Below are 26,669 nucleotides of genomic sequence, written 5' to 3' on the forward strand. Positions count from 1 at the left end.
AATGAGGAATATTCCTCATTGCCTTTTTAGTTTCTCTTCACTAATTTAATAATCTCATTCACAATAAGTGGAATGATACTCAATAAGAGAACAAATCCCCAATCTCGCATCGTTAATGCATGTACACCGAATATATTTGCAAGGGGCGGGATGGAGATGATACAAACTTGCATAAGAACACCGATAAGAAGGGAGAAAACTAAATATTTATTTGTAAAGATCCCAATTGAAAAAATTGATTTCGTTCTTGAACGCAAGTTAAATGAATGAACGAGCTGAGAAAAACTAAGAACGACAAATGCCATCGTTTGAGCGTGTAATAGAGCATCGTCATCAATTCGCTCTGGGAAAAGAGGGAATAAATTTGTATCTCCAGTATAGAATTTTGCTCCGGCGATAAAAGCTATTAGCGTTAAAAGTCCAATGATAACTCCATTGAAAATTAGGAAAGGAACGCTGCCACTAAATAAGCTTTCTTTTGCATGTCGTGGTTTTTCCTTCATCACATCTGGATCTTCAGGATCAACCCCAAGTGATAATGCAGGCAGTGTATCTGTAATTAAATTCACCCATAAAATATGAATAGGTCGTAGTGGTGTTGCCCAGCCGAGTAAAATTGCTAAAAATAAAGCGATAATTTCTCCGAAGTTACAAGAGAGTAGGAAGAGAATTGATTTTTTTATGTTGCGATAAATATTTCTACCTTCTTCAACAGCTTTCACGATAGATGAAAAATTATCATCTGTTAACACAACATCCGCTGCCCCTTTTGCAACGTCTGTTCCTGTAATGCCCATCGCTACGCCGACATCGGCTTGCTTTAAAGATGGTGCATCATTGACGCCATCACCAGTCATAGAAACGATATTTCCTTTCGCGCGTAATGCCTTTACAATTTTCACTTTATGCTCTGGAGAGACTCTAGCGAATACATTTAAATGATTAATTTTGCTAGCTAGTTCTGTATCAGAAATGTTATCTAATTCAGTTCCAATCATAATTTCCGATATTTCTTCAGCAATGCCAAGTTCTTTGGCAATTGCAAAGGCGGTATCTTTATGGTCACCAGTAATCATAACTGTGCGAATACCGGCTTTTTTACATTCTGTAATTGAATCTTTCACTTCAGTTCGTGGTGGATCAATCATACCGACAAGACCAATAAAGATAAGATTTTCTTCAAGATGATTTATATCCACATCGTTTGAATTGTATTGTTTAAATGCGAATGAAAGTACTCTTAAAGCTTCTTGAGACATTGCTCCGGCAGCTTCTAATATTTGATTTTTATCAGAATTAGTTAAAATCTCGATTTTGCCGTTTTTAAAAATATGGGTACATCGAGGTAAGAGCTTATCAATAGCGCCTTTCGTCATGCTATAGTAGCTTTCATCGTATGTATGTACGGTTGACATCATTTTACGATCTGAATCGAAAGGTACTTCGTTAACACGTTCATGTATTTTTTCTAAATGATCTTTTTGCATGTTAAAAGTGGTTCCAGCAACGAGAAGTGCAATTTCAGTCGGGTCTCCCGTTTGTGATTCGTTAGTGTAAGAAGCATCATTACATAGCACCATATTTTCTAACAATAGACGTTGCGCATCATTATTTACATTTAAACTTTCTAAGCGATCGTATGTGTTATCACTATAAAAGTGAGTAACGGTCATTTTATTTTGCGTTAACGTACCTGTTTTATCTGAACAAATAATTGTGACAGAACCGAGGGCTTCAACAGCTGGTAGTTTCCGAATGATAACGTTTTGTTTAATCATACGTTGCACACCAATTGCAAGAACGATGGAAACAATAGCTGGCAAGCCTTCTGGAATAGCTGCAACGGCTAAACTAATAGCAGTCATAAACATTTCTAACGTATCCCGGCCTTGTAAAAAACCGATGAGGAACATAACGATACAAATAGCTACAGCGACAAAGCCTAAATATTTTCCGACTTGTGCTAAGCTTTTTTGAAGTGGTGTCATATCATCGTCTGCTTCATGTAAAAGGGTAGCAATCTTACCAATTTGTGAGTTCATTCCAGTTTCAACAGCAACACCGACGCCTCTTCCGTATGTTACAAGAGTGGACATAAATGCCATGTTTTTTTGATCGCCGAGTGGTACTTGCTCATCACTTTGCATGGAAGGGTGGTAGATTGCATCTTTATCAACAGGGACAGATTCACCAGTTAGAGCAGATTCTTCAACTTTTAAATTTGCGGTTTCAATAAGGCGTAAATCGCATGGGATATATCGTCCGGCGTCGAGCATAACGATATCCCCTGGAACGACGTGCTCAGATGGAATTTCTTTTAGTTCACCATTTCTCTTGACGATAGCTTTAGGTGTTGCCATCTTTTTCAATGCCTCTAAAGCTTGTTCTGCTTTCGATTCTTGGACAACACCGATAACAGCATTTAAAACTACAACAAGCGCGATAATACTGGCATCCGCCCATTCACCTACAAAGGCAGAAATAAGGGCAGCAATAATAAGGACATATACGAGGACGTCATTAATTTGGGCGAAAATACGCTGCCATAAAGTGCGTTTTTGTTTTGTAGCTAATTCATTAGAACCGTATTGCTTTAAACGTTCACTTACAATCTCATCTGTTAAACCGTGTTGTTCGTTTGTTTCTAGGTCAATCAATGTTTGATCTTTCGTCTTACTGTACCAATTGCTCATAAGTAAGCACCTCCAGTAAAAACAGTTAGCAATGGTAGTGTTGCTATTATTTGTGAGTAGTATGTATGGAGAAAAAATCTAAGGTGAGGTTCTACTTCTATTGTACAATATTTTACAGTTGGTTGAGGGAAAGAGAAGAGTTGTCATGAATTTGTTGGAAATAAAAAAGAGCCTCATATAAGAGAGGCTTTTTTACTTTTTAATTAATGTACCTAATTCTTCTGTAATAGCTTGCATTTCACTAATGCTGAATGTTTCACGTTTCATAACATGATCATAAATATCACGTAAATCTTCGTACATTTCTTCGTTAAAACTAGCAGCTCTCATCGCTCCAGCATTAACCATACGTAATTTTTCTTTAATAGCTTCGACCATGTATTCAACGTTTTCTTCTGACTTTACGGATAAATCCACCGAAGTGTCCCCCTTTAAAATAACATAAGGCTATCTTAACATTTTTTATCATTTTCGTTAATGGATCTTTTCAATCCTATTAAATTAGTAGGGATTTCCTTTATATTTCATAATTGGTTGTTTATACTATAAGTATATATGAAGAAATGCACCAAGAAGGGAAGAAACAAAAACATGGTTCAAGTATTGTTTGTTTGTCTTGGGAACATTTGCCGTTCTCCGATGGCAGAAGCGATTTTTCGAAATCTTGTCGTAAAAGAGGGACTTGAAGAGAAAATTGTCATTGATTCTGCAGGAACTGGAGATTGGCATGTTGGCCATCCGCCACATAAAGGAACACAAAAAATTTTAAAAGAAAATGCAGTCACTTTTGAAGGAATTAAAGCAAGGCAAGTAGAAAAAGAAGACTTAACAAAGTTTGATTATATTATTGCCATGGACAACAAGAATATAGCAGATTTAAAAAGTTTAGGTAAAACTGGAGGCTATATTGGTAGGCTGTCCGATTTTGTTCCAGACGGTGGCTGGACAGACGTTCCTGACCCTTACTATACAGGGAATTTCCAAGAAGTATATGACCTTGTAACAGAAGGGTGTGCAAAGCTATTAGCTTTCATTCGAAATGAACAAGGAATATGAGGAAGCTTAGAAAGAAATACTTTCTAACATAAGAAATGAAAGGGTGAAGGAATATGGCAAAGAAAAATAATATTGCTCGAAACATTGCGATTGGTGTAGCTGCAGGTGTAGCGGTATCCATGTTAAAGAAAGAAAACCGTGAAAAAGTAAAAAATACAGCAGAAAAAGCAAAAACAAAGATGATTGAAATTGGTGAAAATGCAAAGATCAAAGAAAAAGTGCAAACTGTTACAGATAAAGGACGCGAACTTGCTGATTTCAATGTTGTAAAAGCGAAAGTAGCAGAAATTAAAAAATTAACGCCATCTGTTGTAGAGACGTTAAAAGAAACGAAAGAAATTTTTAGTAAGAAAAAAGTTGAGCCAGAAGAAAAGCCAGAAACGATTGAAATTCAAGCTGTATCTCCAAAGGTAGATGAGCTGAAAGCAGAAGAAGAGCCAGTAGTTGCTGAAGATGGTGGTATGAAAGAAGCGCGTGAATTATTTATAAAAGACTCAAATGCAGTGGAAAAAAAAACTGAAGCGTACATTGAGTTAAAGCAAGATAAAGAAGAGAAGAAAAGCGTTTAAACATATATGAGAAAAATTTTAGAAAAGGTGAGAAGAAATCGTACTTATTCGTTTGGTAAAGATTTATATGACCGGACGATGCGCGATGATGTAGCGGGCTTGGCAGCACAGCTCGCTTATTTCTTCTTGCTTGCAATTTTTCCTGGGCTCGTTTTCTTAATTACGCTTCTTGGATTTATTCCCATTCAAACAGAGGATGTGCTTAGTTTATTAGAGGTTTATGTACCAGATGATGCAATGAACTTAATTGAGGTAAATGTAGATAAAGTTGTAAACCAGCAAAATGGTGGTTTATTATCATTTGGTTTATTATCCATGTTATGGTTTGCCTCAAATGGTGTTAATGCGGTTATGAATGCTTTTAACCGCGCTTATGACGTAAAGGAAACACGTTCTTTTATTACAACAAGAGCGTTATCAATTGTGTTTACATTAGCTATTATTTTTATGATTGTCTTTGCGTTAATTGTTCCGGTATTCGGACAAGTTATTGGAGCAGCAGTGTTTAAAGCACTCGGTTTATCAGATAGTTTTTCTTTCGTATGGAGCATTACACGATTAGTAGCGAGTTTCTTCGTACTATTTGCTTTGTTTAGTTTCTTATATACATTTGCACCAGATCGAAAGTTAAAAAGAAGAGAAGTTATTTCAGGGGCGTTATTTGCTACTGTAGGATGGATTGTGGTGTCTTACTCATTTGCTTATTATGTAGATAAGTTTGCGAATTACGCCAATACATATGGTGGTCTCGGTGGTATCATTATTTTAATGTTATGGTTTTATTTAACTGGATGGGTAATTTTACTTGGCGGTGAAATTAATGGTTTACTCCACCATTATAGAACAGGTGACAATAATTCCCGTAATGAATAATGAGTTCTTGTTCCATAATAAAAAGGAACAGGGGGGATATTTCATGAGTAATAATAAAAAGAACCATAATAATAAAAGTAATAATAAACAAAAGAGCAGTTCGCATCCAAAGCATAAAACGAGTAGCAGTGCGAACGGTCATAATAGCTATCACTAAAAAAACGGGTCCTCTATGAGGGACCCGTTTTATTTGCTTCCTTTTAGTAATCGTAAGCCATTCAAAATGACAAGAATCGTACTTCCTTCATGGCCAATAACACCGAATGGAAGAGCTAAAAATTGCAAGAAGTTTGAACAAATTAGAATGGCAATAACGGCTAGCGAAAAGCTTACGTTTTGCTTCACAATACGGTTCATTCGTTTTGATAAACGAATTGCTTGGGAAAGGCGAGATAGTTCGTTCTTCATCAGTACAACATCTGCAGTTTCTAAAGCTACATCTGTTCCTTCTCCCATTGCGACACCAATGCTAGCGGTAGCTAGTGCAGGTGCATCATTTATACCGTCTCCGACCATTGCTACTGTACCGTATTTTTCTTTTAACTTTTTAATCGTTTCAACTTTTGTTTCTGGTAAGCATGATGCGTAATATTCCTTTATATTACTTTCAGAGGCAATTGCTTTTGCCGTTTCTTCATTATCTCCAGTAATCATAATTGCTTCGACACCAATGCTTTGTAAATCACGAATAGCAGCTATTGTTTCTTGGCGAAGCGTATCTTTTAAAGCGATAAGTCCAAGAATGCCTCCCTCATCACTAATATAAACGACAGTTTTACCTTCTTTTTCAAGTGAGGCAGAAATACCATTATGAAATGTCTTTGTTTCTTCACCGATAAAATCAGCTTTACCTATTTTATAAGCGTTGTTTTCCAATATTCCTTTTAGACCAAAACCAGTTACATCTTCAACCTTTTCTGGTTTTTTTAAAGTAATGTCGTACGCATGTTGTGCATATTTAACAATGGATTCAGCTAAAGGATGTGTAGAGTGACTTTCAATTGATGCTGTAATAGAAAGTACTTCTTTTTCTGTTATATTTTCTCGAACATATACATCTGTTACGGTAGGTTTACCTTCTGTTAATGTTCCTGTTTTATCAAACGCGATTGCTTTCACAGAAGCAAGGCGTTCTAAATGTATACCGCCTTTAAAGAGAATACCGTTTCTCGCTCCGTTAGAAATGGCTGATAACGTAGCTGGTGTAATGGCAGCTACGAGCGCACAAGGAGATGCGACTACAAGTAAGATCATAGCGCGATAAAACGTTTCATTCCAGCTCCAGTCAAGTAAGAAATGAGGAACGAACATCATAAGCGCAACAACGAGTAGTACACCTTTTACGTATGTTCCTTCAAACTTTTCGATGAATAGTTGTGATGGTGATTTTTCACTTTGTGCACTTTGGACGAGACGGATAATCTTTTGGAATAATGTTTGATCGCTCGGCTTCGTAATTTTAACTTCGATAGCACCACGTAAATTTACAGTACCGGCAAATACTTCATCGCCATGTCTTTTCTCATTTGGGATAGGTTCTCCTGTGATTGCTGCCTCATCGATATTTGTTTCACCGTTATGAATCGTACCGTCAGCAGGAACACGTTCACCGGGTTTAATTAAAATAATGTCGTTAATTTGTAACTCTCCAACAGGAACACGTTCCTCAGTTCCGGTGGAAATACGTAATGCTTCTTCAGGTTGTAAGTCAAGAAGAGCGGAAATTTCTTTTTGGCTCTTACTTAACGTATAAGATTCCATAGCACCGCTGAGTGCAAAGATGAAGATTAAAATAGCCCCTTCTGCCCAGTAGCCAATAATTGCAGCACCGATAGCTGCAAAGAGCATTAGCATTTCAACATTTAGCTCTTTTTCTTCAATCGTATCTTCAATGCCTTCTTTAGCTTTTGCATATCCACCAACTATATAAGCAAGGATATAGCAAGTAATACCTACATTTATTGCATCGTTCTTTGTGAATAGCCAGCCAGCTAAAATAAAAATACCAGATGCTACTGCAAATACAAGTTCATAATGTTTTTTTAATGTGTCCCATAAAGAGGGATGAGAAATTGTTTCTTTTGCGTGTAACGTTTTTACTTCTGAGTTCATTACTAATCGCTCCTTCCGAATTCTTATTGAGAAAAATAATCAAAATCGAAACCCCTATAAAACGACGAAAGCTGCCATCCATAATGGATAGCAGCATTTCTGTTGAATCTGTTTTTAATAGTTATTATGTTGTAATTATTCTATAGTATATCATATGTTTTTATGAGATGGTACGGTTTTGTTTCAAGTATAAACGGAAAACTTGTGTTTTCGCAATTCCTTTGGTATATATGAATATTGTTCATAAAAAGGTCGGAAAGGAAGACAACAAGTGAAGACAGAGAAATTTTTTACCCATCCGATTGGCGTATTTATTGCTGCAATAGTAGCAACTTTTTTATGGGGAAGCGCATTTCCTTTTATTAAGTTAAGTTATGTTGAACTTGGAATTCAACCACAAGAAGTTGGAGAACAAATATTATTTGCCGGTTATCGTTTCTTTTTATCTGGAGTCATGCTCTTATTATTCTTTAAAGTGTTAGGAAAAGATATGAGCTTCAAAAAAGGAACGGGGAAACAGTTAATACAAATTGGTTTATTCCAAACGTTTCTTCAATATATCTGTTTTTATATTGGAATGAGTTATAGTTCGGGAATTGAAGGAGCTATCATTTCAGGGACATCATCATTCTTTCAAATTTTACTCGCCCATTTTTTATATAAAGATGATGCCCTCAATATGAGAAAAATAATTGGCGTATCGATTGGCTTTTGTGGCGTCGTTTTAGTAAATTTGCCGAGTGATGGTAGCTTATCATTTCATTTTGGAATCGGAAGCTTATTACTTCTTAGTGCAGCAATGCTGTATTCATATGGAAACATATTAGCGAAAGAAGGTAGTAAAACGTTAGATGTTGGCTATATGACAGCATACCAAATGATGTTTGGTTCTATAGGATTATTATGTATAGGGGCTTTACAAGTTGGAGTAATGCCATTTACATTTAGTCTACATGCACTACTTATGCTGATTTATTTATCTTTCTTATCTGCAGCTGGTTTTTGCATTTGGAATACAATTATGAAGTACAATAAGGTTGGAAAAGTATCTATGTATATGTTCTTTATACCCGTATTTGGTGTGTTATTATCGAGCATGATTTTAGGTGAAGCAATTCATTCATTTGTGTTACTCGGTTTAGCATGTGTAGCTGCGGGAATTATTGTGGTAAATCGGACGCCAGCTAAGCAAAAAATAGAGCAAGAAAAACAAGTAGCATAGAAAGCAGAAAAGCGATTACAATGGAAGAACAGTACTGTTCTTCTTTTTTTTATAGAAAAAGGATAATAGACTAAGTGTAACGAAAAAAGATACAAAAAGCATTTATTGAGGAGAACATATTATGAATCTACTTTACGTGGTGTTAATTGTGCAAATACTTCTTTTTTTAATTGGTGCAATTTATGCAATGCGGCAGACAAAAAGAACGAAAGATAATATGCCGTTACCTTTAGCAATCCGTCTTATTCTTAGTTTTTCTTTAACAGGTAGTGCAATTTGGATATGGTTACAAGATCCATCTGTAGAGTATAGTACGTGGGTTGCACTTGGTATGACTTTATCGACTGTGGGAGATTTGTTTATGGCTGGGCTGATTCCAATTGGTCATCGATTAATTGGTGGGATGGTTACTTTCGCTCTTGCTCATTGTTTTTATGTAAAAGCATTTTTGCAAACAGGAATTTCGTGGAATGGTTTTTGGATTGGCTTACTCGTATATGGGCTCTTTCTAATTGTAGGATGGTTCTTCTTTATCCGAAATGATAAACAGGATAAATTGTTTACGATAGGAGCTCTAATTTACGGATTGTGGGTTGGAGGAATGGCTTGCTTTGCATTCGCCTTATATTATGAAAATACAGGAATATGGTGGATACCAGCGTTTGGTGGTTTACTGTTTGTGATTTCTGATTTTATTATTGGCGTGACAGATATCGGAGGGCGTAAATTGAAGTATGAGCCACTTTGGATTTGGTTTACATATGTAGCTGCTCAAATGTGTATTGTATATGTGGGATTATAAAAAGATACTCTCAAAATAGTGAATAGACTATTTTGAGAGTATCTTTTTTGCTTGTTTAATTTGATCAGTATTACCATTTTGAAATTTCTAATATTATAATTTTATAATTCAGAATTTTGTAGAAAAATATCGGTTGTATTATTTATAATAAAAATAAAAAGATGATGAGATGGTGAAATGATGCAAAAGAAAAAACGTTGGCGTGAATTCTTTGGAACTATTGCAATTGCATGTTTATTGGTGTTTTTGGCGAAAATTTTTGTGTTTTTCCCTACGACTGTAAAAGGAGCATCTATGAGGCCAACGTTGCAAGATGGAGATAAGGTAATTGTTAATAAGTTAGCAAAACAATTTGAAAGCTATGGGAGAGAAGATATTATTGTTGTGAAAACAGATAATTTTTATGTCAAAAGAGTGATTGGATTATCTGGAGATATAATTGAGATGAGAAATGATCAATTATATGTAAATTCTGAAGTGAAAGATGAAGAGTATTTGGATAGTAATAAAAAACAAGCAGAAAAAAAACTTATGAATTTAACAGAGGACTTTGGACCGATTACAGTTCCTAAAAATAAGATTTTTGTTATGGGAGATAATCGCTTAATAAGTAAAGATAGTAGAAATGGTTTAGGTTTTATTGATAGAGAAGATGTGTTAGGAAAGTTAGCAGGCATTTATTATCCGTTTGAACATATGAAAATAATAAAGTAAAAAACCAAGCAAATTTTAGTTTGCTTGGTTTTTTTGTTAAACAGTAGGAGATTCGTTAGATACAAACATATCTTCATGTTTCTTTGTAGTACTTAAAACAAATTTATGTTGTAGCAATTGTAGTTTAAATAACGCCAAAGGATCATGATATGTTTCTGGATTGCTTCTTAGCGTTGCTAATGTTTGCTCGTCTTCCTTTATCTCAAGTTGAGCTGCATCCACATTTTGTTTCAATATGCTAAGTGGATCTTTAAAGAACATCATGATATCACGTTCTAATGCACCTTCAAATACTTCAAATTGTAGGAAGAATTGTTTTGAAATTGTGTGAGCAATTTCTGTATAGTCTTCTGTTTCAATATATTGTTTATATTTGTTGGCGAGCATAGATTGGTTTTTTTGCATATTACCAAATAATTTTCCGGCACTTTTTAAGAAAAACTGTGTCGGTGTAAAGCGTAATAAAATATTGATGTTCGTTACTGTAATTCGATTTGTCATTCGTACAACATCTCGATTCCAATCATCTAATAATTTGAAATCGCAAGGAAGTTTCATACGTTCTTCTTTATATAATTTATTAAACGTTTCACTCATTTCATCTAAATAAGCTTGAGCTTGAATAAATTCATTATGTGCTGTTTCAATCCATTCTTGAATAGACCCAGTAAATTTAGGAAGAAGTACCTGTTGTACATGCTTTTGAACTCGTTCATTCATTGCAGCATTTAATTCTTCATGAACTAGTTTGAAATCACTATCTTCTTGAACAAGATCAGAGCAGCTCTGTAATAATTCAGGAATTTGAGAATGTATATCTCGTGTAATTTCTTCTTTCGTTAAAAGATAGGATTCGGTAATAGAGCGAATTTTATCTTTTTCAAGAGCAGTAAGGTTATTAATAAATCCAGTAAGTTTCACTGAGATGTGTTTATTCCAGCGTACGGATTTTACTAATGTATTTTCTAATTCCACACGTTCATTTATGAGATAAGCAATTGTCTTTTGCGTAAACCATATTAGCTTTTCTATACGTTCTTTTTCTATATCGCGTTTTGCAAGATTAGAGAGAATAGATTCTGTTACATCTCCAAGTTGCTGACTACTCTCTTGCGAAGGAGAGTATGGGAAGAATTGTGCATCTGGAAAATGTACTTTAAGTTTACTAATTAGTTTTTCATTAGTAGTCGTATTATTTGTGTGTAATACGAAGTGAATTTGTAAGTTTGGTACTTGTTCACGTAAATAAATTAACGTATCAATTTCTTCACTATGCAATGGTGAAGAAGAATTTAATACGTAAACAAGGCTATCTGCTGCTTGTAAGTATTCAAAGTATGCATTGTTTTTATCCAATTGTCCTTGAATGGATGGTGTAATAAGAAATGTAAACTTATTTTTTCTTAAAAATCTACTTGGTAGCTTAATTTCTATACATTTTTTCTCAAGTTCTGACTGAGCAGATGTAGCCGCTATTTGATGGAATTCATCAAGGTTAGAGATATTTCTAATATCTAACTCGTTAAATTCTGTTATTTCAGTTTGACTAGCGTCTTTAAATAGAATAGGAGTTGTTAAAGTTTCAGTTAAGATGTTCTCTCCTAATATTGAATTAACAAATGATGTTTTATCATGGTCACTAGTTCCAGCTATTAGTAGTGGTGTGACATTTAAATCACATAGTTCATGGACGAGTAGCGTAAATTGATGACTTAAATCTACATCATTTTTCTCAGCCCATACAGCGATTGTTTCGAATAAATGAGAAACTATTTCCATATTTACATCTGCTTCAGCTGATGTATTAGAAAGTAAGGATCCAGCACTTTTTACGAGTAATGATTCTAAGGTTGTAGGTGAGACTTCATTCCATGCTAATACTGCTGCAGAGACAACTAGAGAATCTTTTGCTTTCGTTAAACTGAACCAATTTGTTAATAGATTTGGTACAAGTCCGTTTAATTCATGCATAAAATGATTTCCGGTAATTAATGCAAAGTATGTTTCTTGATAGCGAGTAGAAATTTCATTCCAATCGTCATTATTGTCTGTTTCAATATGCAAGAATAAATGATTAATACTTTGAATCCAAGGAAGGTATAAGGATTCATGTTGGTAGCTATTCCAAAGAGCAATAACAAGTTCTTTAAATTGAGCTTGATCAACAGCATATAGAGCTTTTAAAGACTCATAGAAATATTCAGGCTTAATATTTTTAGTAAATCCTTTGTTTATGTAATTTATTAATGTATCAAACCAGTGTAAAGATTGTGTTCGAATACCTTCTTGAACAGCTAGTTCGATAGCGTTGTTCCAATCTTCTTGTTTTTCATAGAAAGAACGTGCAATTGCAGTAATATTTGGGTAATCCGGTTGGAATGCAACAGCTTCACTAATCGTCTTAAAAGCAAGTCCTAAACGATCTTGTTCGATATAAAGAGAAAGAAGTTGTAATGAAACTTCCATCGTAAGAGTTGTATCTTCTGTTTGAATAGATTGATAAATTTCTTCTGCCTTTGGTAGGAATCCTAGTTCAAAATAAGCATCTGCAATATTTTTTGTTGCCCAAAGTGCAAGAGTATTATTAACTTTTTCCCATTTAAATATAGCTGCTTCAAAATCTTTATTTTGATAATAAAATTCACCTTGAGCAAATCGAATATTAGAAATGTTGGAGAATTCATTTTTAGATTCATTTATATATGCTTCACCGAGTACTTCCGATGCAGGAGTAGAAGTTTCTTCTGTTAAAAATGTTTTATAGTAAACTTTTTGAATAAATTGATTTTCAATGGTCATGTTCGTTCCCCCCTGTATAATTTAGAAAAATGATGTTGTATGTAAAAGGGTTCATGTTCTTTTAATAGGTAGAAGTTGGATTATATAGACCAAACTATGTTTTTGCTAGATATATCATTTTTCTTGAGAATTAAACCGTTGCGAAAAGTAACTTTCCTTTATTGTAACAAAAAAACACGCATATGAATTTTTATTTTTTATCAGGACATTTGCAGGCAGTAAGAATCTAATCTCAAAATTAGTGAATGTAAGTGAGTTATGTGGGAGTCGGGATGTCTGTAGAAGCAAGATTGGCATAGGTTAATAATTACAAAACTCCCACTGATTAAAGTTTCACTTTATCTCTGTTAAAGGAAAGAATAGAAGTAGAGTTCATTATAAAAACAATGTATAGTGAATATGTATACCATGTTTGCCTTAAAGATAGAAAGGGTACAATGTGGAATAACGATCGTGCATAGGATGTGTCTTCCGAATGGAACAACATATTGGCGAGTTAATCGCGCATTATGGCTATTTTGGAATTGTTATAGCTTTGGCTGGTGGGATTGTCGGATTACCGATACCAGACGAGTTTTTATTGACCTTTGTTGGTTATAATGTTTCAAAAGGAGTTATGTCAGGAACTGCTGCTTTTTTAAGTGGGATGGCTGGTGCGATGTTAGGGATCACGTTAAGCTACATATTAGGTTTAAAACTTGGGCTCCCTGTTTTAAAGAAATATGGGCCGAAAATTAGAATTAAAGAACATCACATTGAAAAAACACATATTTTATTTGAAAAATATGGGCCATTTCTTTTAATGATTGGTTATTTTATACCGGGAGTACGTCATTTAACAGCATATTTTGCTGGGGTATCAAATTTGACACTTTGGCGTTTTTGTTTGTACGCTTACGGTGGTGCGCTCATTTGGATAAGTGTTTTTATTGGGCTTGGCTGGAAGTTAGGCGAGAAGTGGCGCTTCGTTGAGTATAGTTTACATCATTATGGAATATGGATTTTATTAATTTCAGCAGTTGTTACATGTGTTGTATGGTTTTATATAAAGAAAAAGAAAAACCGCTAATAGCGGTTTTTTTAGCTGAAAGCAATAAATAATACACCAGCTGTAATAAAGACTACACCAACGCCGGTCATAAAGTTTAACTTTTCACCGAGTATAATCATAGCGAGAATGATAGAAAATACGACGCTTAATTTATCGACAGGAGCTACTTGTGAAACCTTTCCTGTTTTGAGGGCAAGAAAATAAAATAGCCATGACGAAGCACCTGCAATCCCACTTAATGTGATAAATAGCAGTGCTTTTTTATTTAGCAGTACGTCGCCGATATTTTGAAATTTACCTTGTATGATAATAACGCCTATCATAAATAATGCCATAATAATAGATCGAATTGTTGTTGCAACGTTTGCATCGATTCCGTCTAAACCAAACTTTCCAAAAATCGATACAAGGGCAGCAGCAATTGCTGATAATAGTGCAAATAAGAGCCACGAACTCATAGTAAAATTCCTCCAATCTTACAGTATTATACATGAAAATGATTCTCATGTATAAAGTTGAAGCAATTGAGGTTTATAGGAAGCACGACTTCAACTTAACTTCTTGTTCCACCTGAATTTTAAGGTGGGAGTTTGACTGCCCGCAAATAGTGGGCTAAATAACGAAATAATCCCCACCTTATATTTTTAATAAGGTGGGGATTATTATACTACTCTGCAATTTCCTCATATAAAAAGTACGTTACATTATAAATATGTTCTACTTCATCGTCTGTCATAAACAGTAATTCATCACGCTCAATCCCTTTTTTCTTTTCAATAAACTCAATCATGTTTTTGCGTTCTTCTCTCTTCATCAATTTTATTTCTCCTCTCAATCTGTTTTAATACAGTTTATTTAAGTTACTGCTATTATATAACAGAATCTTTAGAAAGTTCCACCTATTTTATTGTTTTTTTCAAAAGAACTTTTCGACAAAACAAGCCCACCTAAGGGGGGGGCTTGTTTTATTTTATAGTCGTAAAAACTCAGGCTCCGTCGTACCGGCACCATCGATGTAATAAATTGTGTCGGGATTGATTTTTATCAATACGTAATTAGGGTCTTCAGGACCGAGTAACCAACGTTTTAAGCTATTATTCCAAAACTTGTTTTTTAATGTCGAGTCTTCCTCGATTGAAGCTAACCCTTCAACTTCAATATAATCTTCATCTAATTTTTTTCCTTCTCGTCCGAGTAATACATGGACATTAGGATTGTTTTCAATATCTGTTATCTTTTTTGATTGTCGATCTGTTGCAACGTACAGTACAAAATCTTCATGGAAAAACATCATAAAGGCGCTATGAGGTTTCTCATTTCGTACTGTAGATAATACACCGGTACGTTGACCTTGAATAATAGTTGCGATTTTTTCTTTTAAGTGCATAATTTTAACCCCTTTTCACAATTTATAATTCTGTCTGTTTAAACAAGATAATTTAAATATCTTTCATACTGTTTTCTTCAATCCGATTTTTTAAACGTAATTGTGATGAAATCGGACAAGTTAGGAGAAGAATAATAATAATATTGTGGAGAAATACATACGATGGAAGGGTGAAAAGCATGTTTAATAAAATATTTCTTATAGTAGCACTTATAGGTGTACCACTATCTGTACTTGGAAAAACACTTCATTGGCCAGAAACAATTATGTTCGCTGTGTATTGTATTACGATTATCGCGTTAGCTGGTTTTATGGGGAGAGCAACAGAGAGTTTAGCAATTGTATCTGGTCCTAGAATAGGCGGATTATTAAATGCTACTTTCGGTAATGCTGTTGAACTTATCATTTCAATTTTTGCACTTCAAGCAGGGTTAATTGAAGTGGTGTTAGCTTCTTTAACGGGTTCTGTACTTGGAAATTTATTATTAGTAGGAGGACTATCCTTCTTTGTAGGTGGACTTAAATATAAAAGGCAAAGCTTTAACGTTTACGATGCAAGGCATAATTCAGCTTTATTAATATTTGCTGTTGTCGTGGCCTTTGTTATTCCAGAGATCTTTTCAATGAAGATGGACGTTGGCAAGACGTATCAATTAAGTATAGGTGTTTCTATTATTATGATTATCATGTACATTGCTGCATTACTATTTAAGTTAGTTACGCACCGTGGTGTATATCAACATAAAAGTGACGAAGTAGCGCATGAAGAAGAGCCAGAGTGGTCGAAAGGGAAGGCACTTCTTATTTTAGCGATAGCAACACTGGCGGTAGCTTATGTATCAGAGGCGCTCGTGCATACTTTTGAAACTGTTGCAAAATCATTTGGTTGGTCAGAATTATTTATAGGGGTTATTATCGTTGCAATTGTTGGAAATGCAGCGGAACATGCATCTGCAATTATTATGGCTTATAAAAATAAAGTAAATATTGCAGTCGAAATTGCAATAGGTTCTACATTACAAATCGCTATGTTTGTTGCTCCTGTACTAGTATTGCTATCTATGTTCTTCGCGCAGAGGATGCCTTTAGTATTTACCATACCAGAACTTGTATCTATGATTACAGCCGTTTTCTTAACGATTGCGATTTCAAATGATGGAGATACAAACTGGTTTGAAGGCGGCACTTTACTAGCGGCGTATGTCATTATGGGAATTGGTTTTTATTTATTATGAAAAATAGGCATAACAATTGTGCTCAGAGAAAACAATAAACAAAGTAGTATATATACCTTTACATAGGAAGGAGCCAGACAGGTGAAACGAGTATACAGCATATGTCTTTCAACTATGGTCTCGTTTATTTTATTATTTCCTAACATGAGTTTTGCAAAGACAACAGTAGGAACAAAAATGCCTTCATCTGTTTTAAATATTTCAAAAGACAATACATTTCCAAATGATGCGCAAGATTTGCCACGTTTACAGCCAAGTAAGTTTGCTCAAGAACTATTGAAAACAGCTAATATTAAAATTGAAAATCCAGACTTAATTCGGATGTTTAATGAAACGACAATTTCAAATGCGCCGCTTGCAGTAGGGTACCGGGCAAAAATTTATTTAGGTCAATGGGCTTTACATTATGAATCAGTAGACACATCGATTAATTGGGAATATAAACAAGTGAATCGAAATGTGTATGATAATCGCGGAGGAGACCGTTTATATCCACTTCGCTATAAGCAAGAAACACAAAAGACGGTTGAAGGCGATTTAACAGCAGATATGAAAGATGCTGCAGATGTGAAAAAAATGATGCTTCTCAAAGCGCTTGAAAAAGTACAATTGCCCCTTTCGTTTAAAACAACTATTGGTTATGGTACTGGACATGAGCGTGTGTATAATATTAGTCCGAGTCAACTCGGATATTTATACGCTTATACACCAGCAGTAAATGAAAAGGGAAAAGTAACATTTGGAGAAGTGTATCTTGTATTAAAGGGAAATCAAAAAAGACTTGTTGTGAAAAATATTACTTCTCAAGGAATTGGAGCGGCGATTCCAATTCATGATTATTTATTTTTTAAATTCATTTCTTCCTCCCACTCGCAATAACATAAAAAAACGTCAGCTTATAAGCTGACGTTTTTTTATAATGTAATGTTTGCTGTTTTTGATAAGAAATCTTCTGTCGGATAGTAGCTGTTTTTTACAAGAACATTTGGTCCAAGACATTTTACTGCAGGACAGTGACAGCTTAATGATTTTGCTGTTTTTGAAGCACTCCATTTGTCATATGCTTCTTGTAATGTGTTTGTTTGTATGTTTCCTAGAAGTGGAACATCACCAAAGTCCGTCACAATAATATTTCCATCGAAAATATTTACATTTAAACGAGAACGGCCATCTGGATCATTACGAACAGTGACATTTTTGCTCTCTTGTAATTTTTTAAATGTGGCAATGTCTCGCTCGTCATCGCTACAAGCATAGAAAGGTAACGTTCCAAATAACATCCATACATTTTCATCGCGAATTTCTAGTAAATGCTCAATTGCATTACGAATTTCAGCTTTTGTTAAAATCTCTAGATTACTCGCGAAGTCACTTGGATACATTGGGTGAACTTCATGGCGTTTACAGCCCATCTCTTCGACGATTTGACGGTGAATATGTTCAATATGTGGTAGAGTTCTTTTGTTTAACATTGTTTCGGCAGATACAAGTACACCTGCATCTGATAGAGCCTTACTATTTGTAATCATTCTTTCGAATAATTTTGCACGTTGTTCGTAAGTAGGTTTACGCTCCATCATTGCAAATCCGCCTTCAACGAAGTCATCAATTGTTCCCCAGTTATGAGAGATATGCAACACGTCTAAATAAGGAATAATTTGTTCGTAACGTGCTAAATCTATAGTTAAGTTAGAGTTGATTTGAGTGCGAACGCCTCGTTCATGGGCGTATTTTAAGAGTGGTGTTACATAGTTGTCGACGGATTTTTTTGAAAGCATAGGTTCTCCGCCAGTAATACTTAAAGAACGTAAATGAGGAATCTCATCTAATCGTTTTAATAAAAGATCCATCGGAAGCGGATTTGGGTCTTTCGGCTGTAACGTGTAACCAACAGCGCAATGCTCACAGCGCATATTGCATAACGTCGTCGTTGTAAATTCAACATTTGTTAATAGTAGTTTGCCGTACTCTTCAAGGTCCATATACGCTTCCCATGGATCGTAAGAAGGAGTAATCGGCTTCATTTTTTGTGATATCGTCATATGAAATACTCCTTTGACTATTGAAATAACAATTTGTCCATTCTCTATAATAGAAGAATATGTGCTTTTTATAAAGTGAAACTTTTTAGCGTGCAAAGAGAGAGGGCTTACATTATAGTGGATGACTGTGACAAAATTGATGAAATTTCATGCCCATAGCAATCATTTTTGCGGTATAATAAAAGCAACTCGAATTAAAAGGAGAGTGCCTTCATGGGAAAAGCAATTCAAGATAAAGATACACAATTAGTATATTTAAAAGAGCGTTTAAATATGTTCATTGAAGTAATTGATACAATTGAACCTGAAGAAGTAGAATTAGAAGATGTAGATCGTCTTCTTGCAATGTTAGATGAATTAGAATTAAAATGTGAGCAATTTAAAAAAGACGAATAATATATTAAAAAGGCTGCCAATTCCAATTTGGTAGCCTTTTTCTGTGCGGATAATAGAAGGACGATAGAAAAAGAGGTATAATCAAGTTGTGAAAAATTTCATTTATGCTTTAATAGCGTGAAACAAATAAAAAGCTAAAGAGCATAACAATGGAATTTTCAGCTCATAACGTTTTGGTAGCGTTCACAATTGAGGGGGAAGTAACAATGGAAAAGCTTCAAGAAAGCATGTATCAACTAATTGTTGAAACGTCAACGAACTTACCGAAAGATGTTCGTCGTGCGATTCAACAAGCGAAAGAGCGAGAAAATGCAGGGACTCGTTCTGCGATGGCACTTGGCACAATTACAAATAATATTAAAATGGCTGATGATAACATCTCACCGATTTGCCAAGATACAGGGATGCCAACGTTTAAAATTTATACACCAGTTGGTGTGAACCAATTAAAGTTGAAGGAAGCTATCTATAATGCGCTTGAGCGGGCGACAAAAGATGGTAAACTTCGTCCAAATTCTGTTGACTCTCTTTTTGGAGACAATAGTGGAAATAATTTAGGACCAGGTACACCGGTTATTAAGTTTGAACAATGGGAAAAAGATTATATTGATGCACGTTTAATCCTAAAAGGTGGTGGCTGTGAGAATAAAAATATTCAATATAGCTTACCGTGTGAACTAGAAGGACTTGGACGAGCTGGCCGTGATTTAGAAGGAATTCGTAAATGCCTTCTTCATGCAGTATACCAAGCACAAGGTCAAGGATGTAGTGCTGGTGTAATTGGTGTTGGTATCGGGGGAGACCGCACATCAGGTTATGAATTAGCAAAAAATCAATTATTCCGTACGTTAGATGACGTCAATCCAGTACCAGAGTTACAACAACTTGAAGAGTACGTATTAGAAAATGCGAATAAGCTTGGCATTGGTACAATGGGATTTGGTGGAGAAACAACTTTACTGGGCTGTAAAATTGGCGTGTATAACCGCCTGCCGGCTAGCTTCTACGTATCTGTGGCGTATAATTGCTGGGCATATCGCCGCCTAGGTGTAACAATCCATCCTGAAACAGGTGAAATTATGGATTGGTTATATCAAGAAGGTGAAGATACACTTCAGCATGAAGCACAAGAAAAAACAGAGCAACGTGAGATTGTATTACAAGCACCAATTACAGAAGAGCAAATTCGTGGACTTCGCGTTGGTGATGTTGTAACAATTAATGGCATGATGTATACAGGTCGTGACGCAATCCATAAGCATTTAATGGATAATGATTGTCCAGTAGATTTAAATGGACAAATTATTTACCACTGTGGTCCAGTTGTTGTGAAAGATGACAATGACAATTGGCAAATTAAAGCGGCAGGTCCAACGACAAGTATTCGTGAAGAACCGTACCAAGGCGATATTATGAAGAAATTTGGTATTCGCGCTGTTATTGGAAAAGGCGGTATGGGTGCGAAAACATTAGCGGCTTTAGAAGAACACGGCGGCGTGTACTTAAACGCAATTGGCGGTGCGGCGCAATATTATGCTGAATGTATTAAAGAAGTGAAAGATGTTGATTTCTTACAATTTGGTATTCCAGAAGCAATGTGGCATTTACGCATTGAAGGTTTTAAAGCAGTTGTAACAATGGACTCTCATGGTAATAGTTTACATGCAGATGTTGATAAAACATCACTTGAAAAATTAGCGAGCTTTAAAGAGCCGGTATTTAAATAAACAAAAATGCATCTCGAATCTTTCGAGATGCATTTTTTGGTATATATAGAAAAACATGCACAGCATGAAAGTAAGTAAGTAAACAGAAACTACAGGTACGATTATATATGGAAAGGAGACTATTTATGAAATATAAATGGTTATATATCGGTCTCATTTTTTCAATTATGATGGCACTTGTTCCAGTTTCGGCATTTGCTTATACAAATACTCCACATAACTGGGGAATCCCGCGTCCTAAAAATGAAACAGTACCAGATGCAGGAAAGTTATATATGGATTTACTGCAAAAAAATGGCGGGTTTTATTTAGGAGATACGAAGAAAAAAGATATTTATTTAACATTTGATAATGGATATGAGAATGGATACACAGGGAAAATCTTAGATGTATTAAAAGAGAAAAAAGTACCAGCAACTTTCTTTGTAACGGGGCATTACATTAAAACACAAAAAGATTTATTGTTAAGAATGAAGGATGAAGGACACATTATTGGAAATCATTCTTGGAGTCATCCTGATTTTACAGCGGTAAATGATGAGAAGCTTCGTGAAGAATTAACGAGTGTAACGGAAGAAATTAAAAAAGTAACTGGGCAAAAAGAAGTGAAATATGTACGTCCTCCGCGTGGCGTATTTAGTGAAAGAACGTTAGCTCTTACGAAAGAAATGGGCTACTATAATGTATTTTGGTCACTTGCATTTTTGGATTGGAAAGTGGATCAGCAAAGAGGATGGCAATATGCGCATAATAATGTTATGACGATGATTCACCCAGGATCTATTTTATTACTTCATGCAATATCAAAAGATAATGCAGAAGCACTTGCAAAAATCATTGATGATTTGCGCGAGAAAGGGTATCATTTTAAAAGTCTAGATGACTTAGTAAAAAGCAATCAACCGTAAGCATGTATGCTTACGGTTTTCTCATGCTATAATGATGTGTAAAAAGGATGGGGAAACGTATGTGGAGCGAACATGTTACGTTAGAGTATCCGTATCATTTTGAAGAAGTATTAAAACGTTTATCTTTTGATCCTCTTAACGTCATTCAATTAGATGAGAAAGTCATTTATATCCCGCTTTGTATAGACGAGGAACAGGTTATTGTTCGCTTACAAGGGATTGGTACTGTTCAAAATCCACAGTTTTGGATTTCTAGTCAGACAGGAAATCCGGAGAAAGTCATGAAACGAATGAGGGCCATTTTTCATTGGAATGAACCGTTTCAAGATATACAAAATCATTTTTTAAACACATCATTACGTCCACTATTTGAAACATATGCTTATACTCCAATTATTTTAGAATTTGATTATTTTGCTTGTCTTCTTCGCTGTATCATTCACCAACAAATAAATTTGAAATTTGCTACTGTGTTAACAGAACAATTTGTGAAACGGTATGGAACAGAGAAGAACGGTGTATTCTTTTTCCCCACTCCGGAAATAGTAGCAAATATTTCAATAGAAGAATTGAGAGAGCAGAAGTTTAGTCAGCGAAAGGCTGAATATATAGTAGGATTAGGTCGAAGTATTGTCAGTGGTACATTAAATTTAGCGAGTATAGAAAATGGGACGGAAGAAGAAGTTTCAGCACAATTGTTGCCAATTAGGGGAATTGGTGCATGGACAGTGCAAAACTTTTTAATGTTTGGGCTTGGACGGAAAAATATGTTCCCGAAAGCGGACATTGGGATTCAGCGTGCAGTGCAAGGTATATTTCAATTAGATGATAAACCTGATGATGCATTTTTAGAAAAAGTGAAACAAGAGTGTGAACCATACTGCAGTTATGCAGCGTTATATTTATGGAAAAGTATAGAGTAGAGGTGTAATAATGATACAAAAGCAACATGAGAGTAAGTTGGAAGTTGGTCAAACGTTTCCTGTGACAATTAAACGTCTTGGGATTAACGGAGAAGGCGTTGGTTATTTTAAGAGACAAGTTGTTTTCATTCCAGGGGCATTACCAGGAGAAGAAGTTGTTGCAGAAACAACGAAAATTCAGCGTGGCTTCGCTGAAGCGAAAGTGAAAAAAGTTCGTAAAGCTTCACCGCATCGTGTGAAAGCACCGTGTCCAGTATATGAGGAGTGTGGCGGTTGTCAGCTGCAACATTTAGATTATAAAGAACAATTGAATCAAAAGCGTGATATCGTTGTACAAGCATTTGAGAAGTACATGAAAAACAGTATGGAAGAGAAAATTCGTCCAACGCTTGGCATGGAAAATCCATGGCATTACCGTAATAAGAGTCAATTACAAGTGGGGCGTAAAGACGAAAAGGTTATTACAGGGCTATATAAACAAAACTCACATCAGTTAATTGATATTGCTCACTGTATGATTCAACATAAAGCAACGAATGAAGCGACAAAAGTTGTAAGACGTATTTTAGAAAAATTAAATGTTTCTATTTACAACGAGAAAAAACAAAAAGGTTTAGTACGCACAATTGTAACACGTACTGCAGTTCAAACAGGGGAAGTACAAGTTACACTTATTACAACAAAAGAAGAATTACCAAATAAAGAACAATTTGTTGCAGAAATACAAAAACAGATGCCAGCGGTTAAATCAATTATGCAAAATGTAAACTGGCGTAAAACATCTGTTATTTTTGGAGACAAAACATTTAAATTAGCTGGAAAAGAAGTAATTCAAGAAACACTTGGTGATTTATCATTTGAATTATCAGCACGTGCATTCTTCCAGTTGAATCCAGAACAAACAGTTGTTTTATATAATGAGGCGAAAAAAGCAGCTGCGTTAACAGGAAACGAGAAGATTGTGGATGCTTACTGTGGTGTTGGTACAATCGGTCTTTGGCTTGCAAATGATGCAGCGGAAGTACGTGGTATGGATGTAATTCCAGAAGCGATTGCAGATGCAAGAAAAAATGCGAAGCGCCACGGATTTACAAATACGAAATATGAAGCAGGTAAAGCTGAACAATGGTTACCGAAATGGGTAAAAGAAGGATGGCGTCCAGATGTAATTGTTGTCGATCCACCACGTACAGGTTGCGATGATAAATTACTGGAAACAATTTTAAAAGTGAAGCCGAAACAAGTTGTGTACGTGTCTTGTAATCCTTCATCATTAGCACGTGATGTACAAGCATTAATGAAGAGCTATGAAGTGGAGTATGTGCAACCGGTTGATATGTTCCCACATACAGCTCACGTAGAAAATGTAGTGAAGCTTGTTAGAAAGTAAAGTTTATTAATATTCCCTCATGGTATGAGGGAATATTTTCTATGAAGGAGAATATTATGCATAATTATAAATTAACGATTCAGTACGATGGTGCACGTTTTAAAGGATGGCAACGTCTCGGTAATAACGATAATACAATTCAAGGAAAAATCGAAAGTGTCATATCTGAAATGATTGGAAAAGAAATTGAAATTATCGGTTGTAGTAGAACAGACGCTGGTGTACATGCTTTGAATCAAGTTGCTAACTTTCAAAGTGATGAGAAGTTAGTGGAACATAAAGTGAAAAAATATTTAAATCAATATTTACCTAATGATATTAGCATTACGAATGTGGAAGAAGTATATGATCGTTTCCATGCTCGTTACAATTCTAAAGCAAAAACATATCTGTATAAAATTTGGAATGAAGAGCATACAAATCCATTTATGCGTAAATACAGCATGCATGTGAATAAAAAATTAAATGTGAAAAGCATGAAAGAAGCTGCGAAACATTTAATTGGTTCACATGACTTTACTGCTTTTTCAAATGCGAAATCAAAGAAAAAATCTATGGTTCGAGAAGTATATACACTTGATGTGATGGAAGAGGCAGGGTTTGTACAAATTAGAGTAAGTGGTAACGGCTTCCTTCATAATATGGTAAGGAAAATTGTTGGGGCATTAATTGAAGTTGGATTAGGACAATTAGATGCTGAAGCAATTCCAAACATTTTAGAGGAAAAGCAGCGCAATCAAATTAATTGTCTTGCTGAGGCAAGTGGGTTGTATTTAGAGAATGTTGAGTTTTAATGGCAAATAAAAAAATCGGGCTAAGTAGCTCGATTTTTTTTAGTATTACGAAGATTTCTCGTTTTTTATACGTAGCTTCAAATTCCAAAAAGCAGCAAGCATAATAGCTGCAAAGGAGCCAAAAATTGTTCCTAATAGCTTTGCATAAGGAGAGCTGCTTACATCGGCATTAATGAATAACATCATACAGAGCATGGCAGGGAAAAAGTATAAGTATTGTAATAACTTTAATTTTTTATCATTACTCATATATATAGCCCCTTTCTAGCATGTTATATGTTTATTATAACATATTTTACCAAGTTATTTTTACACTTGGAGACATGTTCATTTCATATGTGTAAATGCAGTTTTTTAATTCGATATTGTAAGTTTTGCCTACTTAATCCTAAAAATTTTGCAGCTTGTGAGATGTTGCCATGATTCTCTTTAAGAATTTGGTTAATGTAGTTCTTTTCCATTTTTTCTATTGTGTGTTTTAAAGTTTTTGGTGCATCAGTATTGTGATTAGTTAGTGCATGTTGCATATTGAATTCTGTTTTTATTCGTTCACGGAAGCGAGTAGGCATATGAAACGCTGTAATGATGGTTTCATCTTCTATTAAGTTCATGGAACCTTCAATTATATGTTCCAACTCCCGTACGTTCCCAGGCCAATCGTATGCATAGAAAAATTCTCTTACATTTACATCTACATCGGTTACGTTTAGCCCGAATTGAGTATTATATTTTTCAATAAAGTGCTGAACAAGAGCTAGAATATCTTCTTTTCTTTCACGTAAAGGCGGAAGACATAAAGTAACGACGCTTAATCGGTAATATAAGTCTTCTCTTAATCGATTATGTGAGATGGCTTCGAAAGGATCTTCATTGATAGTTGCTATAATACGAACATCAATTTCTTTTTCGTGTGTGCCTCCGATTCTTCGTATTGTTTTTTCTTGTATAGCTCGTAGTAACTTCGCTTGAAGTGCTGGACTTAATGAGTTGATTTCATCTAATAACAAAGTTCCTCCGTTCGCTTCTTCAAATAAACCAGCTTTATCGATAGCTCCTGTAAATGCACCTCGGTTTGTACCGAATAATAAGCTTTCCATGAGTGTATCAGGTATAGCGGCACAGTTCTGTGAAATAAAGGGTTTTGTTGAACGCTGACTTTCATTATGGATGCTTTGTGCAAATAGTTCTTTCCCAGTGCCTGTTTCTCCTACTAGAAGTATGGAGGAAGATGTACGAATTACTCTTTTTCCTTCAGTAATGATTGATTGAATAGCTTCAGAATCACCAATTATGTGATCAAAGGTAAATTTAGTACTTTGTTTTCGAGAAGGGCCCATTCTTATTGTTTGCTTTAAGTTACTAATTTCTTTTGATATTTCAATAGCGCCTTTAATTTTTCCATTTTCTATTATAGGGAAAGTATCGTTAATCGTTGTAATTTCTTGTCCTTTATTGTTAAAATACGTTTGTTTTATATTTTTGTTTGTTTTTCCTAATTTTAATGCCTCTATAAGAGTACTATTTTTATTTTCTTCAAATGCAAATATTTCTAAAGGACTTTTATATAATACATCTGAGCGTTCCATTGATTCAATTTCCATCATTTTGCGGTTATAGATAATCGTTTTACTTTCCTCATTAATAATATGAATCCCGATATCGAGTTCATTGAGTAAAGTTTCATATAGCATGTTCATTTCAATGATCTGTTTAAAATTAATGTCTTCTGTACGCATAGATTATCTTCTCCTCATTTCACCCTATGAAGACTGACTTTTTATAATTTTATTAAAATTCTTATAAAACCGCAAAATTTTTTTGCTATTTTCCTTTTAAAACTTTTCAAATGATAGAAAAATTTTGCGGTTGTGCACGCTTTTTTGTGTAAAACTCTCATTTAATATATGAATTAGAGACTTGGTACGCATTTTGCATAAATAATATTTGAAATCTCTAGAGGGGAGAATATGAATTTT

The 26,669-nt window shown here is 34.9% G+C and carries 25 protein-coding genes; 15 read left to right on the forward strand and 10 right to left on the reverse strand.

Features of this window, described 5'->3' with window-relative positions:
* Nucleotides 1-26: 26 nt before the first annotated feature.
* Both AC1Q8M_RS24610 and AC1Q8M_RS24615 read right to left on the reverse strand, forming a co-directional pair.
* Entirely contained in the window at nucleotides 27-2,693 is a 2,667-nt protein-coding gene (locus tag AC1Q8M_RS24610) for a cation-translocating P-type ATPase (protein WP_098365605.1), read from the reverse strand.
* Between the two features lie 192 nt (nucleotides 2,694-2,885).
* Nucleotides 2,886-3,110 (reverse strand): DUF1128 domain-containing protein, encoded by a 225-nt coding sequence (locus tag AC1Q8M_RS24615; protein ID WP_000366196.1) that lies wholly within the window; start codon nucleotides 3,108-3,110, stop codon nucleotides 2,886-2,888.
* A 174-nt stretch (nucleotides 3,111-3,284) separates the two neighbouring features.
* Here AC1Q8M_RS24615 and AC1Q8M_RS24620 point away from each other — a divergent pair, with 174 nt between their 5' ends.
* From AC1Q8M_RS24620 to AC1Q8M_RS24630, 3 genes are read left to right on the forward strand one after another with little or no spacing between them, the layout of a single operon-like run.
* The gene (locus AC1Q8M_RS24620; RefSeq protein ID WP_000250916.1) at nucleotides 3,285-3,749 is read left to right on the forward strand and encodes a low molecular weight protein-tyrosine-phosphatase; all 465 of its coding nucleotides are present in this window, start codon (nucleotides 3,285-3,287) and stop codon (nucleotides 3,747-3,749) included.
* Between the two features lie 53 nt (nucleotides 3,750-3,802).
* On the forward strand, nucleotides 3,803-4,318 hold the full coding sequence (locus AC1Q8M_RS24625) for a DUF4075 domain-containing protein (protein ID WP_001085387.1): 516 nt from the start codon (nucleotides 3,803-3,805) through the stop codon (nucleotides 4,316-4,318).
* A gap of 6 nt (nucleotides 4,319-4,324) precedes the next feature.
* On the forward strand, nucleotides 4,325-5,191 hold the full coding sequence (locus AC1Q8M_RS24630; RefSeq protein ID WP_001226536.1) for a YihY/virulence factor BrkB family protein: 867 nt from the start codon (nucleotides 4,325-4,327) through the stop codon (nucleotides 5,189-5,191).
* Between the two features lie 186 nt (nucleotides 5,192-5,377).
* On the opposite strand, the gene AC1Q8M_RS24635 is transcribed toward AC1Q8M_RS24630, so the two are convergent.
* Nucleotides 5,378-7,303 (reverse strand): heavy metal translocating P-type ATPase, encoded by a 1,926-nt coding sequence (locus tag AC1Q8M_RS24635; protein WP_098361334.1) that lies wholly within the window; start codon nucleotides 7,301-7,303, stop codon nucleotides 5,378-5,380.
* Between the two features lie 271 nt (nucleotides 7,304-7,574).
* Here AC1Q8M_RS24635 and AC1Q8M_RS24640 point away from each other — a divergent pair, with 271 nt between their 5' ends.
* From AC1Q8M_RS24640 to lepB, 3 genes are all read left to right on the forward strand, one after another.
* The gene (locus AC1Q8M_RS24640) at nucleotides 7,575-8,525 is read left to right on the forward strand and encodes a DMT family transporter (protein ID WP_098361333.1); all 951 of its coding nucleotides are present in this window, start codon (nucleotides 7,575-7,577) and stop codon (nucleotides 8,523-8,525) included.
* 121 nt (nucleotides 8,526-8,646) lie between these two features.
* A complete protein-coding gene (locus AC1Q8M_RS24645; RefSeq protein WP_098855526.1) occupies nucleotides 8,647-9,327 on the forward strand; it encodes a lysoplasmalogenase in 681 nt (226 codons plus the stop codon).
* 177 nt (nucleotides 9,328-9,504) lie between these two features.
* Nucleotides 9,505-10,041 (forward strand): signal peptidase I, encoded by a 537-nt coding sequence (gene lepB / locus AC1Q8M_RS24650; protein WP_000983310.1) that lies wholly within the window; start codon nucleotides 9,505-9,507, stop codon nucleotides 10,039-10,041.
* A 36-nt stretch (nucleotides 10,042-10,077) separates the two neighbouring features.
* On the opposite strand, the gene AC1Q8M_RS24655 is transcribed toward lepB, so the two are convergent.
* A complete protein-coding gene (locus AC1Q8M_RS24655; protein WP_097946533.1) occupies nucleotides 10,078-12,840 on the reverse strand; it encodes a tetratricopeptide repeat protein in 2,763 nt (920 codons plus the stop codon).
* Between the two features lie 475 nt (nucleotides 12,841-13,315).
* On the opposite strand from AC1Q8M_RS24655, the gene AC1Q8M_RS24660 reads away from it, so the two are divergent.
* Nucleotides 13,316-13,909: a DedA family protein gene (locus AC1Q8M_RS24660; protein WP_000434876.1), complete on the forward strand. Its 594-nt coding sequence runs from the start codon at nucleotides 13,316-13,318 to the stop codon at nucleotides 13,907-13,909.
* Between the two features lie 11 nt (nucleotides 13,910-13,920).
* On the opposite strand, the gene AC1Q8M_RS24665 is transcribed toward AC1Q8M_RS24660, so the two are convergent.
* The 3 genes from AC1Q8M_RS24665 to AC1Q8M_RS24675 all read right to left on the reverse strand — a co-directional run bounded on the left by AC1Q8M_RS24665 (nucleotide 13,921) and on the right by AC1Q8M_RS24675 (nucleotide 15,278).
* Entirely contained in the window at nucleotides 13,921-14,349 is a 429-nt protein-coding gene (locus AC1Q8M_RS24665) for an EamA family transporter (protein WP_000100295.1), read from the reverse strand.
* 209 nt (nucleotides 14,350-14,558) lie between these two features.
* Nucleotides 14,559-14,705, reverse strand: a complete 147-nt coding sequence (locus tag AC1Q8M_RS24670; protein ID WP_000817786.1) for a BH0509 family protein — start codon at nucleotides 14,703-14,705, stop codon at nucleotides 14,559-14,561.
* A gap of 156 nt (nucleotides 14,706-14,861) precedes the next feature.
* Complete coding sequence (locus tag AC1Q8M_RS24675) at nucleotides 14,862-15,278, reverse strand: pyridoxamine 5'-phosphate oxidase family protein (RefSeq protein ID WP_000550219.1); 417 nt, start codon at nucleotides 15,276-15,278, stop codon at nucleotides 14,862-14,864.
* 179 nt (nucleotides 15,279-15,457) lie between these two features.
* On the opposite strand from AC1Q8M_RS24675, the gene cax reads away from it, so the two are divergent.
* Entirely contained in the window at nucleotides 15,458-16,513 is a 1,056-nt protein-coding gene (gene cax / locus AC1Q8M_RS24680) for a calcium/proton exchanger (RefSeq protein ID WP_000482136.1), read from the forward strand.
* Nucleotides 16,514-16,594: 81 nt separating this feature from the next.
* Nucleotides 16,595-17,392 carry a YfkD famly protein gene (locus AC1Q8M_RS24685; protein WP_002098868.1) on the forward strand — a complete coding sequence of 266 codons (798 nt, stop codon included), beginning with the start codon at nucleotides 16,595-16,597 and terminating at the stop codon, nucleotides 17,390-17,392.
* A gap of 35 nt (nucleotides 17,393-17,427) precedes the next feature.
* Here AC1Q8M_RS24685 and yfkAB read toward each other — a convergent pair whose 3' ends face one another.
* Nucleotides 17,428-18,555: a radical SAM/CxCxxxxC motif protein YfkAB gene (yfkAB, locus tag AC1Q8M_RS24690; protein WP_000156025.1), complete on the reverse strand. Its 1,128-nt coding sequence runs from the start codon at nucleotides 18,553-18,555 to the stop codon at nucleotides 17,428-17,430.
* Between the two features lie 213 nt (nucleotides 18,556-18,768).
* On the opposite strand from yfkAB, the gene AC1Q8M_RS24695 reads away from it, so the two are divergent.
* The 6 genes from AC1Q8M_RS24695 to truA all read left to right on the forward strand — a co-directional run bounded on the left by AC1Q8M_RS24695 (nucleotide 18,769) and on the right by truA (nucleotide 24,693).
* A complete protein-coding gene (locus AC1Q8M_RS24695; protein WP_000513558.1) occupies nucleotides 18,769-18,951 on the forward strand; it encodes an SE1561 family protein in 183 nt (60 codons plus the stop codon).
* Between the two features lie 206 nt (nucleotides 18,952-19,157).
* Nucleotides 19,158-20,678: a class I fumarate hydratase gene (gene fumA, locus AC1Q8M_RS24700; RefSeq protein WP_000413530.1), complete on the forward strand. Its 1,521-nt coding sequence runs from the start codon at nucleotides 19,158-19,160 to the stop codon at nucleotides 20,676-20,678.
* 125 nt (nucleotides 20,679-20,803) lie between these two features.
* Entirely contained in the window at nucleotides 20,804-21,586 is a 783-nt protein-coding gene (gene pdaA / locus AC1Q8M_RS24705; protein WP_492334205.1) for a delta-lactam-biosynthetic de-N-acetylase, read from the forward strand.
* Between the two features lie 59 nt (nucleotides 21,587-21,645).
* Complete coding sequence (locus AC1Q8M_RS24710) at nucleotides 21,646-22,509, forward strand: DNA-3-methyladenine glycosylase family protein (protein ID WP_065481908.1); 864 nt, start codon at nucleotides 21,646-21,648, stop codon at nucleotides 22,507-22,509.
* 10 nt (nucleotides 22,510-22,519) lie between these two features.
* Nucleotides 22,520-23,899: a 23S rRNA (uracil(1939)-C(5))-methyltransferase RlmD gene (gene rlmD, locus AC1Q8M_RS24715; protein WP_097946537.1), complete on the forward strand. Its 1,380-nt coding sequence runs from the start codon at nucleotides 22,520-22,522 to the stop codon at nucleotides 23,897-23,899.
* Between the two features lie 56 nt (nucleotides 23,900-23,955).
* A complete protein-coding gene (gene truA / locus AC1Q8M_RS24720; protein WP_097946539.1) occupies nucleotides 23,956-24,693 on the forward strand; it encodes a tRNA pseudouridine(38-40) synthase TruA in 738 nt (245 codons plus the stop codon).
* Nucleotides 24,694-24,738: 45 nt separating this feature from the next.
* Here truA and AC1Q8M_RS24725 read toward each other — a convergent pair whose 3' ends face one another.
* Both AC1Q8M_RS24725 and AC1Q8M_RS24730 read right to left on the reverse strand, forming a co-directional pair.
* Nucleotides 24,739-24,942, reverse strand: a complete 204-nt coding sequence (locus AC1Q8M_RS24725) for a hypothetical protein (protein WP_000063861.1) — start codon at nucleotides 24,940-24,942, stop codon at nucleotides 24,739-24,741.
* Between the two features lie 83 nt (nucleotides 24,943-25,025).
* A complete protein-coding gene (locus tag AC1Q8M_RS24730) occupies nucleotides 25,026-26,429 on the reverse strand; it encodes a sigma-54 interaction domain-containing protein (protein WP_089170367.1) in 1,404 nt (467 codons plus the stop codon).
* Nucleotides 26,430-26,669 lie beyond the last annotated feature (240 nt).

Source organism: Bacillus sp. GW823-FHT06A10 (assembly GCF_058795375.1).

Coding starts and splice junctions, on each gene's coding strand:
- AC1Q8M_RS24610 (WP_098365605.1), bottom strand. CDS start 2,693: ATGAGCAATTGGTACAGTAAGACGAAAGATCAAACATTGATTGACCTA.
- AC1Q8M_RS24620 (WP_000250916.1), top strand. CDS start 3,285: ATGGTTCAAGTATTGTTTGTTTGTCTTGGGAACATTTGCCGTTCTCCG.
- AC1Q8M_RS24625 (WP_001085387.1), top strand. CDS start 3,803: ATGGCAAAGAAAAATAATATTGCTCGAAACATTGCGATTGGTGTAGCT.
- AC1Q8M_RS24630 (WP_001226536.1), top strand. CDS start 4,325: ATGAGAAAAATTTTAGAAAAGGTGAGAAGAAATCGTACTTATTCGTTT.
- AC1Q8M_RS24635 (WP_098361334.1), bottom strand. CDS start 7,303: ATGAACTCAGAAGTAAAAACGTTACACGCAAAAGAAACAATTTCTCAT.
- AC1Q8M_RS24645 (WP_098855526.1), top strand. CDS start 8,647: ATGAATCTACTTTACGTGGTGTTAATTGTGCAAATACTTCTTTTTTTA.
- lepB (WP_000983310.1), top strand. CDS start 9,505: ATGATGCAAAAGAAAAAACGTTGGCGTGAATTCTTTGGAACTATTGCA.
- AC1Q8M_RS24655 (WP_097946533.1), bottom strand. CDS start 12,840: ATGACCATTGAAAATCAATTTATTCAAAAAGTTTACTATAAAACATTT.
- AC1Q8M_RS24660 (WP_000434876.1), top strand. CDS start 13,316: ATGGAACAACATATTGGCGAGTTAATCGCGCATTATGGCTATTTTGGA.
- AC1Q8M_RS24665 (WP_000100295.1), bottom strand. CDS start 14,349: ATGAGTTCGTGGCTCTTATTTGCACTATTATCAGCAATTGCTGCTGCC.
- AC1Q8M_RS24670 (WP_000817786.1), bottom strand. CDS start 14,705: ATGAAGAGAGAAGAACGCAAAAACATGATTGAGTTTATTGAAAAGAAA.
- AC1Q8M_RS24675 (WP_000550219.1), bottom strand. CDS start 15,278: ATGCACTTAAAAGAAAAAATCGCAACTATTATTCAAGGTCAACGTACC.
- cax (WP_000482136.1), top strand. CDS start 15,458: ATGTTTAATAAAATATTTCTTATAGTAGCACTTATAGGTGTACCACTA.
- yfkAB (WP_000156025.1), bottom strand. CDS start 18,555: ATGACGATATCACAAAAAATGAAGCCGATTACTCCTTCTTACGATCCA.
- AC1Q8M_RS24695 (WP_000513558.1), top strand. CDS start 18,769: ATGGGAAAAGCAATTCAAGATAAAGATACACAATTAGTATATTTAAAA.
- fumA (WP_000413530.1), top strand. CDS start 19,158: ATGGAAAAGCTTCAAGAAAGCATGTATCAACTAATTGTTGAAACGTCA.
- pdaA (WP_492334205.1), top strand. CDS start 20,804: ATGAAATATAAATGGTTATATATCGGTCTCATTTTTTCAATTATGATG.
- AC1Q8M_RS24710 (WP_065481908.1), top strand. CDS start 21,646: ATGTGGAGCGAACATGTTACGTTAGAGTATCCGTATCATTTTGAAGAA.
- rlmD (WP_097946537.1), top strand. CDS start 22,520: ATGATACAAAAGCAACATGAGAGTAAGTTGGAAGTTGGTCAAACGTTT.
- truA (WP_097946539.1), top strand. CDS start 23,956: ATGCATAATTATAAATTAACGATTCAGTACGATGGTGCACGTTTTAAA.
- AC1Q8M_RS24725 (WP_000063861.1), bottom strand. CDS start 24,942: ATGAGTAATGATAAAAAATTAAAGTTATTACAATACTTATACTTTTTC.
- AC1Q8M_RS24730 (WP_089170367.1), bottom strand. CDS start 26,429: ATGCGTACAGAAGACATTAATTTTAAACAGATCATTGAAATGAACATG.